The sequence below is a fragment of the Pseudomonas sp. PB101 genome, assembly GCF_009764265.1.
GTDB lineage: Bacteria > Pseudomonadota > Gammaproteobacteria > Pseudomonadales > Pseudomonadaceae > Aquipseudomonas.
Window position 1 is genome coordinate 17,112 of the sequence record NZ_RWIR01000080.1, and the last position, 12,593, is coordinate 29,704.

The 12,593-nt window shown below is 59.7% G+C and carries 16 protein-coding genes; 14 read left to right on the plus strand and 2 right to left on the minus strand.

The window, feature by feature from the left end; genetic code table 11:
- Positions 1–101 precede the first annotated feature (101 nt).
- The 5 genes from EI969_RS24930 (at position 102) to EI969_RS24950 (ending at position 2,875) form a co-directional block, all read left to right on the plus strand.
- Entirely contained in the window at positions 102–692 is a 591-nt protein-coding gene (locus EI969_RS24930) for a cysteine hydrolase family protein (RefSeq protein ID WP_160390116.1), read from the plus strand.
- Positions 693–823: 131 nt separating this feature from the next.
- Positions 824–1,144, plus strand: coding sequence for a hypothetical protein (locus EI969_RS24935; RefSeq protein ID WP_150715677.1), 321 nt, complete (start codon positions 824–826; stop codon positions 1,142–1,144).
- Positions 1,145–1,222: 78 nt separating this feature from the next.
- A complete protein-coding gene (locus tag EI969_RS24940; RefSeq protein WP_160390117.1) occupies positions 1,223–1,780 on the plus strand; it encodes a Smr/MutS family protein in 558 nt (185 codons plus the stop codon).
- A gap of 77 nt (positions 1,781–1,857) precedes the next feature.
- A complete protein-coding gene (folE, locus tag EI969_RS24945; protein ID WP_003204506.1) occupies positions 1,858–2,403 on the plus strand; it encodes a GTP cyclohydrolase I FolE in 546 nt (181 codons plus the stop codon).
- A 100-nt stretch (positions 2,404–2,503) separates the two neighbouring features.
- Positions 2,504–2,875 (plus strand): glutathione S-transferase N-terminal domain-containing protein, encoded by a 372-nt coding sequence (locus tag EI969_RS24950; protein ID WP_160390118.1) that lies wholly within the window; start codon positions 2,504–2,506, stop codon positions 2,873–2,875.
- 97 nt (positions 2,876–2,972) lie between these two features.
- On the opposite strand, the gene EI969_RS24955 is transcribed toward EI969_RS24950, so the two are convergent.
- A complete protein-coding gene (locus tag EI969_RS24955; RefSeq protein WP_160390119.1) occupies positions 2,973–4,139 on the minus strand; it encodes a PLP-dependent aminotransferase family protein in 1,167 nt (388 codons plus the stop codon).
- Between the two features lie 82 nt (positions 4,140–4,221).
- On the opposite strand from EI969_RS24955, the gene EI969_RS24960 reads away from it, so the two are divergent.
- The 3 genes from EI969_RS24960 (at position 4,222) to EI969_RS24970 (ending at position 7,034) form a co-directional block, all read left to right on the plus strand.
- Positions 4,222–4,656 (plus strand): MarR family winged helix-turn-helix transcriptional regulator, encoded by a 435-nt coding sequence (locus EI969_RS24960; RefSeq protein WP_160390120.1) that lies wholly within the window; start codon positions 4,222–4,224, stop codon positions 4,654–4,656.
- 329 nt (positions 4,657–4,985) lie between these two features.
- Entirely contained in the window at positions 4,986–6,335 is a 1,350-nt protein-coding gene (locus tag EI969_RS24965) for an NCS2 family permease (RefSeq protein WP_160390121.1), read from the plus strand.
- Between the two features lie 72 nt (positions 6,336–6,407).
- The gene (locus EI969_RS24970) at positions 6,408–7,034 is read left to right on the plus strand and encodes a LysE family translocator (protein ID WP_160390122.1); all 627 of its coding nucleotides are present in this window, start codon (positions 6,408–6,410) and stop codon (positions 7,032–7,034) included.
- Positions 7,035–7,245: 211 nt separating this feature from the next.
- Here EI969_RS24970 and uraH read toward each other — a convergent pair whose 3' ends face one another.
- Positions 7,246–7,599 (minus strand): hydroxyisourate hydrolase, encoded by a 354-nt coding sequence (uraH, locus tag EI969_RS24975; RefSeq protein WP_008017679.1) that lies wholly within the window; start codon positions 7,597–7,599, stop codon positions 7,246–7,248.
- Between the two features lie 106 nt (positions 7,600–7,705).
- On the opposite strand from uraH, the gene EI969_RS24980 reads away from it, so the two are divergent.
- The 6 genes from EI969_RS24980 to EI969_RS25005 all read left to right on the plus strand — a co-directional run bounded on the left by EI969_RS24980 (position 7,706) and on the right by EI969_RS25005 (position 12,539).
- Positions 7,706–7,888 carry a hypothetical protein gene (locus tag EI969_RS24980; RefSeq protein ID WP_160390123.1) on the plus strand — a complete coding sequence of 61 codons (183 nt, stop codon included), beginning with the start codon at positions 7,706–7,708 and terminating at the stop codon, positions 7,886–7,888.
- 145 nt (positions 7,889–8,033) lie between these two features.
- Positions 8,034–8,960 carry an allantoinase PuuE gene (puuE, locus tag EI969_RS24985; protein ID WP_108218982.1) on the plus strand — a complete coding sequence of 309 codons (927 nt, stop codon included), beginning with the start codon at positions 8,034–8,036 and terminating at the stop codon, positions 8,958–8,960.
- A complete protein-coding gene (gene uraD / locus EI969_RS24990; RefSeq protein WP_160390124.1) occupies positions 8,957–9,472 on the plus strand; it encodes a 2-oxo-4-hydroxy-4-carboxy-5-ureidoimidazoline decarboxylase in 516 nt (171 codons plus the stop codon). The genes puuE and uraD overlap by 4 nt, the downstream gene beginning before the upstream one ends.
- Before the next feature lie 90 nt (positions 9,473–9,562).
- Positions 9,563–10,558, plus strand: a complete 996-nt coding sequence (gene alc, locus EI969_RS24995; RefSeq protein WP_160390125.1) for an allantoicase — start codon at positions 9,563–9,565, stop codon at positions 10,556–10,558.
- A gap of 124 nt (positions 10,559–10,682) precedes the next feature.
- Entirely contained in the window at positions 10,683–11,186 is a 504-nt protein-coding gene (locus tag EI969_RS25000; RefSeq protein WP_085723223.1) for an ureidoglycolate lyase, read from the plus strand.
- A gap of 51 nt (positions 11,187–11,237) precedes the next feature.
- Positions 11,238–12,539, plus strand: a complete 1,302-nt coding sequence (locus EI969_RS25005; RefSeq protein ID WP_160390126.1) for a urate hydroxylase PuuD — start codon at positions 11,238–11,240, stop codon at positions 12,537–12,539.
- The last annotated feature ends 54 nt before the right edge of the window (positions 12,540–12,593 follow it).

Genomic DNA, 12,593 nt, shown 5'->3' on the forward strand with positions numbered 1-12,593 from the left:
GGCTACAGGCCAGCAACGACGGCACCTACGATCGTAGCGATTCACAGAACCGCTCAGCCAGAGGACAATGTCGCAAAAGCCCCACTCCAAGGAGCCCCAGAATGTCCGTTCCAAAAACGATGTTTCAACTCAGCGGTCGCGGTTATCCGGCAGCCAAACTGAGTCATGCGACCCTCATCATCATCGATGCCCAGAAAGAGTATTTGAGCGGGCCGCTGGCCCTCAGCGGCATGGATGAGGCCGTCGCGAACATCAAGCAGTTACTCACCGCGGCGCGTGCCGCCGGCCGGCCGATCGTGCATGTCCGCCACCTCGGAACGCTCGGTGGAATGTTCAACCCGCAAGGCGTCGGTGGTGAATTCATTCCGGGCCTGGAGCCACAGAGCGACGAAACCATCATCGGCAAATTGCTGCCGAGCGCGTTCCACGGTACCGAACTGGCCAAACGCCTGGAGGATCTGGGCGCCCTTGACCTGATCGTCTGCGGCTTCATGAGTCACTCGAGCGTCAGCACCACCGTGCGCGCAGCGAAGAACCTGGGTTTCCGCTGCACCCTTATCGAAGACGCCTGCGCCACCCGCGACCTGCCCTACAAGGGCGGCGTCCTGAGCGCCGCGCACGTTCACCAGACCGAAATGGCGATCATGGGCGACAATTTCGCCACCTTGGCGCAGACCTGTGAACTGATCTGATCGACGCTCAATGAGCGGCCTGAAACGCCGCTCATCCGCAAAAGCCTCTCATTAGCCGTAATTGTCTTAGCCTCAGGAACATCCCGGTCAACTCCCGGTCGAAGGGCCGATACCCATTGAGGAAGGTCGGAATGAAGTTATCCGATGGTTTTGACGCTCGCCGCTTGCGGCCCAAAGGCCAACGCAACTGGCGTTTTCGATTCGGCTTGGCATTCGCTGCGTTGCTGGCGACCTGCGGGGTGCTGCTGGCCATGGCCGGTGCCGCCAGCCTGTTTGGCCACGTACCGGCCCTGGGCGAGTTGAACACCAGCCGTACGGGTGCGGCGGTGATCCTGGTCATCGGCCTGTTCGTGCTGTACCTCGGCGTGTGGCTGTGGCGCCGTTGCCGTCGCCGCTCGCGCCAGTCGCGGGAACTGGCCATGTCCCCGCACCTGATGAAAAAACACGACTGAGCCAAGCGCCGCGCGCGTTTTTGTCGCGCCCGATTCGCCTCGAGTTGGGTAAACTGGCCGCCCTTCGCGGAGGCTGACATGCAAGACGACGATTTTTCCCTGTTCAAAAGCGCGATCCAAGGCGTCAAGCCGATCAAGCACGATCGCGCCGAAACCGGCAAACCCAAGGCTGACCGAGCGCAGATTGCCAAGCTGCGCCAGGCGGCCACTGTGCGCACCGATGCCACCACCGTCGACGGGCTGTCCGATCAGTTCGTCATCGACGTCGGCCCGGAAGACGAACTGATGTGGGCGCGTGACGGCGTGCAGGAAAGCCAGATGCGCAAGCTCAAGATCGGCCAGATTCCGTTCGAAGGCAGCCTCGACCTGCATGGCATGAACGTGGTAAAGGCCCGGGAAACCCTGTGGGCGTTCCTCGCCGAAGCAACCAGATTCGAAATCCGCTGCGTGCGCGTCACCCATGGCAAGGCCGTGCGCCTGGACGGCAAGCGGCCGATGATCAAAAGCCACGTCAACACCTGGCTGCGCCAGCATCCACAAGTGCTCGGCTTCACCTCCTGCCAGGCGAAACATGGCGGTGCCGGCGCGGTTTATGTGATGCTCAAACGCACCATGATGGAAGGTCGCGACGAGTAAAGCTGATGCGCCACGCTTGCAGCGTCGTGTCCGTCACCGTACCCTTGCCCTTTGCGTAAAATCCCACAGGTAGTTTCATGTCCCTGGAACAGAATTACACGGCGATCCTCGGCCAGCTCGGCGAGGACGTTTCCCGCGAAGGCCTGCTCGACACGCCAAAACGTGCCGCCAAAGCCATGCAGTACCTCTGCCGCGGCTATGAACAGACACTGGAAGAGGTCACCAACGGTGCCCTGTTCAGCTCCGACAACAGCGAAATGGTGCTGGTCAAGGACATCGAGTTGTACTCGCTGTGCGAACACCACCTGCTGCCGTTCATCGGCAAGGCTCACGTCGCCTACATCCCGAGCGGCAAGGTCCTGGGCCTGTCGAAGGTGGCGCGCATCGTCGACATGTACGCCCGCCGCCTGCAGATCCAGGAAAACCTCAGCCGCCAGATCGCCGACGCGGTCCAGCAAGTCACCGGCGCCCTGGGCGTTGCCGTGGTGATCGAGGCCAAGCACATGTGCATGATGATGCGCGGTGTGGAAAAGCAGAATTCGTCGATGATCACCTCGGTGATGCTCGGTGAGTTCCGCGAGAACGCCGCCACCCGCAGCGAATTCCTCAGCCTCATCAAGTAATTCGCGGCATAAAAAAACCGGCGTTCATCGCCGGTTTTTTTTCGTCCGCAAAAAATCAGGTAAGCTGCGCGCCTTTCATTCGCACCGTGAGGCTTTCAACGTGTTCGTAAAAGCGCTTCGTGTCGGCCTTGGCCAACTGATCATCTTCATCGACTTCATCACTCGCCCAGGCAAGAAAAATCGCCCAGCCGCTGCTCAGGCTCAAGTCGAATCCGCTGCCAAGGGCCTGACCCTGTATCAATTCCACGCCTGCCCGTTCTGCGTGAAAACCCGCCGCACCCTGCGTCGCCTGAATGTACCGGTGGCCCTTCGCGATGCGAAGAACAACGAACAGGATCGCCAGACCCTGCTGGAGCAAGGCGGTAAGATCAAGGTGCCGTGCCTGCGCATTGAAGAGAATGGCCAGACCACCTGGATGTATGAATCCAAGGTGATCATTGATTATCTGGACAAGCGTTTCGCTGCGGCCTGAGGTTTTTGCGGTGTTCTTGCGGACGCCATCGCCAGCAAGCCGGCTCCTACAAAGTGGCGACCGTCGCCCTTCCCTGTAGGAGCCGGCTTGCTGGCGATCAGGCCGCCACCGTAATCTGCGCCTGACGCACCACCGCCGCCAATCGCTTCAAACCTTCATCCAATCGCGCCGGGTCGATATGGCTGAAATTCAGCCGCAGATGCCCGTGATGCTTGTCCGGCTCAGGGAAGAACGGCTCGCCCGGCATGAACGCCACGTCATTGGCCAACGCATCATTGAGCAAGGTTCGCGTATCCACTGGCTGCTTGAGCCTCAACCAGAAGAACAGCCCACCCTGCGGCTCGTTCCAGTCCGCCAGATCAGCAAAGTGGGTGTGCAGCGCCACCTGGAACGCATCCCGGCGCACCCGGTAAAAATCGCGCAACTCACTACGATGCTGCTGATACTTCTCACTGCCGATCCATTGCAGTGCCTGCCACTGGCCGACCCGATTGGTGTGCAAGTCCGCTGACTGCTTGAGTTTCAACAGATGGGGAAACAGATCCGGACTGGCGATCAGGTAGCCGACACGCAAACCGGGCAACAGGGTTTTCGACACGGTGCCGGTGTAGATCCAGCTGGCCTTTTTCAGACGGCTGACAATCGGCGTGGCACTGCCGCCGTCGAAGGTCAGTTCGCGGTAAGGCTCGTCTTCGATCAGGGTCACACCGAACTCATCGAGCAGCGCCGCCACCGCATCGCGCTTGGCTTCGCTGTAACGCACCGCTGATGGGTTCTGGAACGTCGGGATCAGGTAGATGAACGCCGGGCGATGTTTTTCCAGACGCGCACGCAGCTGCGCCAGATCCGGGCCATCGGCTTCCAGCGGCACGGTGATGCAGTCTGCGCCAAACAACTGGAAAATTTGCAGCGCCGCCAGGTAAGTCGGGGCTTCGAGCAAAATCTCGGTGCCTTTGTCGATGTACAACTTGGCCGCCAGATCGAGGGTTTGCTGGGAGCCGCTGACCACCAACACCTGGCTCGCCTCACAGGCCACTCCCAACGCCCGCGCTTCTGCCGCCAGTACTTCACGCAACGCCGGCTCGCCTTCGCTCATGCCGTATTGGCCGATGGACACCGGCATGTCGGCCCAATCGACCTTGGGCAACATGGCTTCCGCCGGCAGCCCCCCAGCGAACGACATCACTTGCGGACGCTGGGCGGCGGCAAGGATTTCACGAATCAAGGAACTTTTAAGGCGCGAGACACGTTCGGAAAAAGCCATGGAGGTCACCGGTAGCGAGACATGAGGAAAATGAGTCAAACTTGTTGACTGAAATTACGCCTCCCCGAACGGATACGTCAATATGCTTGACCTTAAAAACCCGCTTTCCCAACAGCAGGCGATGGAAGCGTTTTTCTTCGGCTACCAGGCTTTCACCGCCAAGGCCGATGAAATGCTCGAACGTCGCGGCCTGAGCCGGGTACATCAGCGCATCGTGTTTTTCATCGCCCGCTATCCGAACCTGAGCGTCAAGGAGTTGCTGGCGTTGCTCGGGGTGAGCAAGCAGGCGCTGAACATGCCGTTGCGCCAATTGCTGGAGATGCATCTGGTCGAGAGCGTTGCGTCCGAGACCGACAAGCGCAAGCGGTTGCTGGAGTTGACCGCCGAAGGCGTTCGCTTTGAGCAAGCATTACGCCGCGAGCAGGTGAAACTGCTGGAGCGGGTGTTTTCCGAGGCTGGGGAGACGGCGGTGAATGGCTGGTTGGCGGTGAATCTGGCATTGGGGAAAAGTCAGTAAAAATCTACCAGTCCTCAAGTCAGTCATCGCGGGCAAGCCACGCTCCCACCGGATCTTCGTCATTCACACGGTCGGTGAGCGACACAAAACCTGTGGGAGCGTGGCTTGCCCGCGATGGCGTCCGAACAGACGATATATCCCCTTCGCCAAAAAAATCGTCAACAAAACCAAAAACATTATTTGCTTTCTTTGTATACAAAAGCATAATCCACTTCGTGCGAGTTCCTGACCAGACGGTCAACAAATTCGCAAGTACCTCAAAGGGCCGCTGCCACCCCTCTCGGATCCGGCCCTGGAAATAAAAATAAAACTCTTGAGGAGTACTCGCTGTGGAAAGCCGCAAATCCGAAGCATCGACGCTGGATCTCTCGCCGCCACTACGCAATGGCTTGCTGGAACGTCTATTCAAACTCAGTTTGCACGGCACCACGGTGAAGACCGAGCTGATTGCCGGTCTGACTACCTTCATCACGATGGCCTACATCATCTTCGTCAACCCCAACATCATGGCTGACGCCGGGATCGATCATGGCGCGGCATTCGTCGCCACCTGTATCGCTGCGGCCCTGGGTTGCCTGTTGATGGGCCTGTACGCCAACTGGCCGGTCGGCCTGGCACCGGGCATGGGGCTGAACGCCTTCTTCACCTACACCGTGGTCGGCACCATGGGCTACAACTGGGAAACCGCCCTCGGTGCGGTGTTCGTCTCCGGTGTGTTGTTCATGATCCTGACCTTCTCGCGGATTCGCGAATGGCTGCTCAACAGCATCCCGGTCAGCCTGCGCTTCGCCATGGGCGCCGGCGTGGGTCTGTTCCTGGGGCTGATCGGCCTGAAAACCGCGGGTATCGTCGTCGATAGCCCGGCCACGCTGATCAAGCTCGGCTCCCTGCGCGAACCCGGCCCGCTGCTCGCCGCCGTGTGCTTCCTGATGATCGCCATCCTCAGCTACCACAAGGTGTTCGGCGCGATCCTCATCAGCATCATCACCGTGACCCTCGCCGGTTGGGGCCTCGGGCTGGTGCACTACGAGGGCATCATGTCCGCCCCGCCAAGCCTGGCGCCGACCTGGATGGCCATGAACGTCGCCGGTGTGTTCAATATCAGCATGGTCAGCGTGGTGCTGGCATTCCTCTTCGTACACATGTTCGACACCGCCGGTACCTTGATGGGTGTTGCCCAGCGCGCCAACCTGGTCGGCGCTGACGGTCGCATCGAAAACCTCTCCCGCGCCATGAAAGCCGACAGTGCTTCCAGTGTATTCGGTGCGGTAGTCGGCGTTCCACCGGTCACCAGCTATGTGGAAAGTGCTGCCGGTGTTGCAGCGGGTGGTCGGACTGGTCTTACCGCAGTGACCGTAGGTGTGCTATTTATTGCAGCCATGTTCTTCGCACCGCTGGCCGGGATGATTCCTGCCTATGCAACCGCGGGTGCACTGATTTATGTAGCGATGCTGATGATGGGCGGCATGGCCCACATCGAATGGGACGAAGCCACCGACAGCATTCCGGCCATCGTTACCGCGATCATGATGCCGTTGACCTTCTCGGTCGCCGACGGTATCGCGCTGGGCTTCATCACCTACGTGGCGATGAAGGCAGGCACTGGCAAGTACAAGGAAATTTCCGTGAGTCTGTGGGTGCTCTGCGCGATCTTCATCGCGAAGTTCATCTTCTTGTAAACCTTACGCGGGACCCGCTTGAAAACAGCCTCACCCCGTCGGGTGGGGCTTTTGTGCAAATGGAGGAAAGTGATGAGTCTGGAAACCTGGCTGCTGTTCAGCGGCGCTGCGCTGATAGTGATCCTGATCCCGGGACCGCTGTCGTTGCTGATGATCAGCAACAGTCTGAATTACGGTTTGGTCCGTTCCTACCCGGCGTTTCTGGGCGGCGTGATTGCCTCGATCTGCCTGCTGAGCGCCTCGGCGCTGGGCCTGGGTGCCCTGCTGCTGGCGTCGGAGCAGTTGTTCAGCGCCCTGAAAATCGTCGGTGCCCTGTACCTGTTCTACCTCGCCTGGCAGAGCTGGCAGCAATCGCGCCTGCCCTCCCATGGCGCTGAAGTGCCACAGGCTGCGCCGGTGCCGCGTTTTCGCGCATTGTTCGGCCGTGCGTTCATGCTCGGCGCAAGCAATCCGAAGGACATTCTGTTCTTCGCCGCTTTCCTGCCGCAGTTCCTGAACGCCGAACAGGCGTTCCTGCCGCAGTTGCTGGTGATGATTGCGACCTGGACCGTGCTCGACCTGCTGTGCAAGTTGGCCTACGGGCTGGGCGCCCATGGTGCGGCGCGGTATCTGCGCAGCGGCAAGGGACAGAGTTGGTTCAACCGGATCAGTGCTGGGTTGTTCAGTGGCGCAGGGGCAGCGTCCCTGCTGAGCCGCTAAAAGCATCGCTGGCAAGCCAGCTCCCACAGGTTCAGGGGTGTTCACATGTTTTGTGTACGACCCGGACACTGTGGGAGCTGGCTTGCCAGCGATGGCGCCAGCCCGGTCGCCACTTTTCTCCAGGCGAAAAAAAGCCCGCAGTGTGAGCGGGCGAAAGACCAAAGAAGCTATATGCGCAGTCGCTTCCAGGGTGCAGCAGCTGCCTGGGGGATCAGCTGCCGCGGTACGTGGAGTAGCTGTAAGGCGAAATCAACAACGGCACGTGGTAGTGATCCTGCTCGGCAGAGATGCCGAAACGCAGCACCACGACATCCAGGAAGGCCGGCTCCGGCAGCTTGACGCCACGTGCACGGTAGTAATCGCCGGCATGAAACTGAACCTGATAGACCCCGGTGCGGTAGTCATCGCCTTGCAGCAGCGGTGCATCGACACGGCCATCGCTGTTGGTGACTGCAGTGGCGACCAATTCCAGCTGCGAACCTTCAACGCGGTACAACTCGACCTTGATCGAGCTGCCCGGGCAACCGTGTGCTGCGTCCAAAACGTGTGTAGTCAAACGTCCCATTGATTCTGCGCGCCTGCCTGCATGGAGCAGTCAGACTTCGCGCCTCCCGAAGTCAGTTGAAAAGGAGACCGCACCGATTCGGAGCACGAAAAGCTGCGGCGAGCGATTGATTAAGACACTTTTTAAAAAAATTGTACACAATAAAAACGACATTTTTCGCATCACCCCCGCCACCGGTACATTTACCGTCGATTTACCGCCGAACCGCACGCCCTATGAACCCTTCAGCGAATTACTGACCATTCAGGCAGATTTCTTGCAGGCTCACGCCAATAGCAGTAAAAGATGACAGTCGGTGAAAAATGCGAAAATTCAGGCTTACAAAGTGAATATAAAGTTGTATACAATCAGCCCATCGCTGTGACGCCAGCCTGCCATCCAATTTTCAGCTGCGTCACACCAACCGTCATCATCGAACAAGAAGGAAGCCTGCAGTGAGCGCTGACTACCCACGCGACCTGGTCGGTTACGGCAGTAACCCTCCTCATCCACACTGGCCGGGCAATGCCCGCATCGCCCTGTCGTTCGTACTGAATTACGAAGAAGGCGGCGAGCGCAACATCCTGCACGGCGACAAAGAGTCCGAAGCCTTCCTCTCGGAAATGGTTTCCGCCCAGCCGCTGCAAGGCGCGCGCAACATGAGCATGGAATCCCTTTACGAGTATGGCAGCCGTGCCGGCGTGTGGCGGATCCTCAAGCTGTTCAAGGAATTCGACATTCCGCTGACCATCTTCGCCGTGGCCATGGCCGCCCAGCGCCACCCGGACGTGATCCGCGCCATGGTCGATGCCGGCCACGAGATCTGCAGCCACGGCTATCGCTGGATCGACTACCAGTACATGGACGAAGCCCAGGAACGCGAGCACATGCTCGAAGCGATCCGCATCCTCACCGAAATCACCGGCGAGCGCCCACTGGGCTGGTACACCGGCCGCACCGGCCCGAACACCCGTCGCCTGGTGATGGAAGAAGGCGGTTTCCTCTACGACTGCGACACCTACGACGACGACCTGCCCTACTGGGAACCGAACAACCCGACCGGCAAGCCGCACCTGGTGATCCCGTACACCCTGGACACCAACGACATGCGCTTCACCCAGGTCCAGGGCTTCAACAAGGGCGACGATTTCTTCGAATACCTCAAGGATGCGTTCGACGTGCTCTACGCCGAGGGCGCCGAAGCACCGAAGATGCTGTCGATCGGCCTGCACTGCCGCCTGATCGGCCGTCCGGCGCGTCTGGCTTCGCTCAAGCGCTTTATCGAATACGCTAAAAGTCATGAACAGGTGTGGTTCAGCCGTCGCGTCGACATCGCGCGTCACTGGCAAGAAACCCACCCGTACACAGGGGCTGCCAAATGAGCACCTTTCAAACCGTAAAACCATCGACCCTGAGCCGAGACGCCTTCGTCGCCGCTTTCGCCGACATCTACGAACATTCGCCATGGGTGGCCGAGAAGGCCTTCGACCTGGGCCAGGACGCTTCGATCGACGAGATCGAAACCCTGCACCAGCGCATGAGCGACATCCTGTTGAGCGCTGATCACCAAAGCCAGCTGGCTTTGATCAATGCTCACCCGGACCTGGCAGGCCGTGCGGCCGTCCAGGGCCAGTTGACCGAAGCCAGCACCAATGAACAGGCTGGCGCCGGTATTCACCAATGCACGGCCGAAGAGTTCCAGCGCTTCACCGAGCTGAACGACGCCTACAAAGCCAAGTTCAAGTTTCCCTTCATCATGGCGGTAAAAGGCAGCAACCGGCATCAGATCCTCGCGGCGTTCGAAACGCGCATTCACAACTCGGCAGATACCGAATTCAAATGCGCGCTGGCGGAGATCAACAAGATCGCCCTGTTCCGATTACTGACCCTATAGCGATCCTGGCCCGAGCACGTTCAAGAACGCCGAACGCGCCCAGGGCCCCGAGAGCATCCCAAGCCACTTATTTAAAGGCAGACAAGAAGAATGAAAGCTTACGCCGTACCTTTCGAGAAGTTCGTCAACCTGGCCGATGCCCGCCTGGGCACCAAAATCATCTCGGTCACCGATGACTGGTTCGCAGACGCCAATCGTCTGTTCCAACCGACCCCGGCCGTATGGAAGGAGGGCGTGTTCGATGACAACGGCAAGTGGATGGACGGCTGGGAATCGCGCCGCAAGCGCTTCGAAGGCTTCGACAGCGCCGTGATCCGCCTGGGCGTACCGGGTTCGATCAAGGGCGTCGACATCGACACTTCATTCTTCACCGGCAACTTCCCGCCATCGGCCTCCCTGGAAGCGTGCTTCCTGGCGTCGGGCGAGCCTGATGACAACACCCAGTGGACTGAAGTGCTGTCCGCCGTCGAGCTGCAAGGCAACAGCCACCACTTCCACGAAATCAACAACGACCAGGCCTTCAGCCACCTGCGCTTCAACATCTACCCGGATGGCGGCGTGGCCCGTCTGCGCGTGTACGGCATCCCGCACCGCGACTGGTCAGCTGTTGGCGACAACGAGCAAGTCGACCTGGCTTCCGCCCTGAACGGTGGCCGCGCCCTCGCCTGCTCCGACGAACACTTCGGCCGCATGAGCAACATCCTCAACCCGGGCCGTGGCATCAACATGGGCGACGGCTGGGAAACCGCGCGTCGCCGTACCCCGGGCAATGACTGGGTCATCGTCGCGCTGGGTCATGCCGGTGAAGTCGAGAAAGTCATCGTCGACACCCTGCACTTCAAGGGCAACTACCCGGATACCTGCTCGATCCAGGGCGCGTTCGTGAAGGGCGGTACCGACAGCCAGATCGAAACCCAATCGCTGTTCTGGCGCGAACTGCTGCCGGCACAGAAGCTGGAAATGCACGCCGAACACACCTTCGCCGAGCAGATCAAGGCACTGGGCCCGATCACCCACATCCGCCTGAACGTGTTCCCGGATGGCGGTGTGAGCCGCCTGCGCGTACTGGGCAAGGTCGCTAAATAAGCGCTGAACCCAATCGCGGGCAAGCCCGCTCCCACAGGGATCTGAGGTGTACATAGATCCTGTGGGAGCTGGCTTGCCAGCGATGACGATAGAACCAACAACACAGAATTCGGAAAAGAACAGCATGCGCACATTGACGATTGAACCGCTGACCAAAGAAGCCTTCGCCCCTTTCGGTGACGTGATCGAAACCGACGGCAGCGATCACTTCATGATCAACAATGGTTCAACCATGCGCTTCCATAAACTGGCTGTGGTCGAAACCGCTACGCCAGAGGACAACGCGATCATCAGCATCTTCCGCGCGGACGCGCAGGACATGCCGCTGACCGTGAGCATGCTGGAGCGCCATCCGCTGGGCAGCCAGGCTTTCATTCCGCTGCTCGGCAACCCCTTTCTGATCGTGGTCGCGCCACTTGGCGATGAACCTGTATCAGGCTTGGTCCGCGCCTTCGTCACCAACGGCAGGCAGGGCATTAATTACCATCGCGGCGTTTGGCACCACCCGGTGCTGACGATCGAAAAGCGGGATGACTTCCTGGTGGTTGATCGCAGTGGCACAGGCAATAACTGCGATGAGCATTTTTTCAAAGAGGATGAGCGTTTGATCCTCGCCCCCCACCAATAAGAGAAGGTCTGATCACTTGATCAACAAAGTGACAGGCGAGAGGTAAAGACTGTGGAAGCACATCTGTTGGAATGGCTGAACCTGAGCGTGCGCTGGGTTCACATGATTACTGGCGTGGCCTGGATCGGTGCGTCGTTCTATTTCGTCTGGCTGGAAAACAACCTCAATCGGGTCAACCCGAAAAGTGGTCTGGCCGGTGATTTGTGGGCGATCCACGGCGGCGGTATCTACCACCTGGAAAAATACAAACTGGCTCCACCGACCATGCCGGACAACCTGCACTGGTTCAAATGGGAAGCCTACTTCACCTGGATGTCGGGTATCGCGCTGCTGTGCGTGGTGTTCTACTCCAACCCGACGCTCTACCTGCTGGCTCCCGGCAGCACCCTGAGCGGCCCTGAAGGCGTGGCCATCGGTATCGGCTCGTTGTTCCTCGGCTGGTTCATCTACTCCTTCCTGTGCGACTCGGCCCTGGGCAAACGCCCTGCCCTGCTCGGCGGCATCCTGTTCGTGCTGATCATCGGCGCGGCGTATGGCTTCAGCAAGGTGTTCAGCGGTCGTGGTGCGTACCTGCACGTCGGCGCGATCATCGGCACCATCATGGTCGGCAACGTGTTCCGCATCATCATGCCGGCACAGCGCGCACTGGTGGCGGCGATCGCCGAGAACCGCACGCCGGATCCGGCACTGCCGGCCAAAGGCCTGCTGCGTTCGCGTCACAACAACTACTTCACCTTGCCCGTGCTGTTCATCATGATCAGCAACCACTTCCCGAGTACCTACGGCAGCCAGTACAACTGGTTGATCCTGGCCGGGATCGCGGTACTGGCGGTGTTGGTGCGTCACTACTTCAACACCCGTCATGACAGCCACAAGTTTGCCTGGACGCTTCCAGTCGCAGCCGTCGGCATGATCAGCCTGGCCTACGTCACCGGCCCTGCGCCGCTGAACAGCCCGGAAGTGGCCAAGGCCCCAGCGAAAATCGAATACCAGCCGCTGCCGGAAACAGCAGTGGGCGGTGGTTTGAAACCCGCTGAAGCCAAACCTGCAGAAGCGCCAGCCGCTGCACCGGCGCAAGCGTCCAACGCAGGCCCTGGCTTTGACAAAGTGCACAGCGTGATTCAGGAACGTTGCTCGGTTTGCCATTCGGCCAAGCCAACCAGCCCGCTGTTCAGTGCGGCCCCTGCCGGTGTGATGTTCGACACCCCCGAGCAGATCCGCCAGAACGCACCGCGGATTCAGGCACAAGCCGTCACCAGCCAGATCATGCCACTGGGCAACATCACGCAGATGACCCAGCAGGAACGTGACCTGATCGGTGCCTGGATTGCGCAGGGAGCCCAGACCAACTGATTCATCGTTGAAAAGCATCGCCAGCAAGCCGGCTCCTACGGATTTATGTCGTTC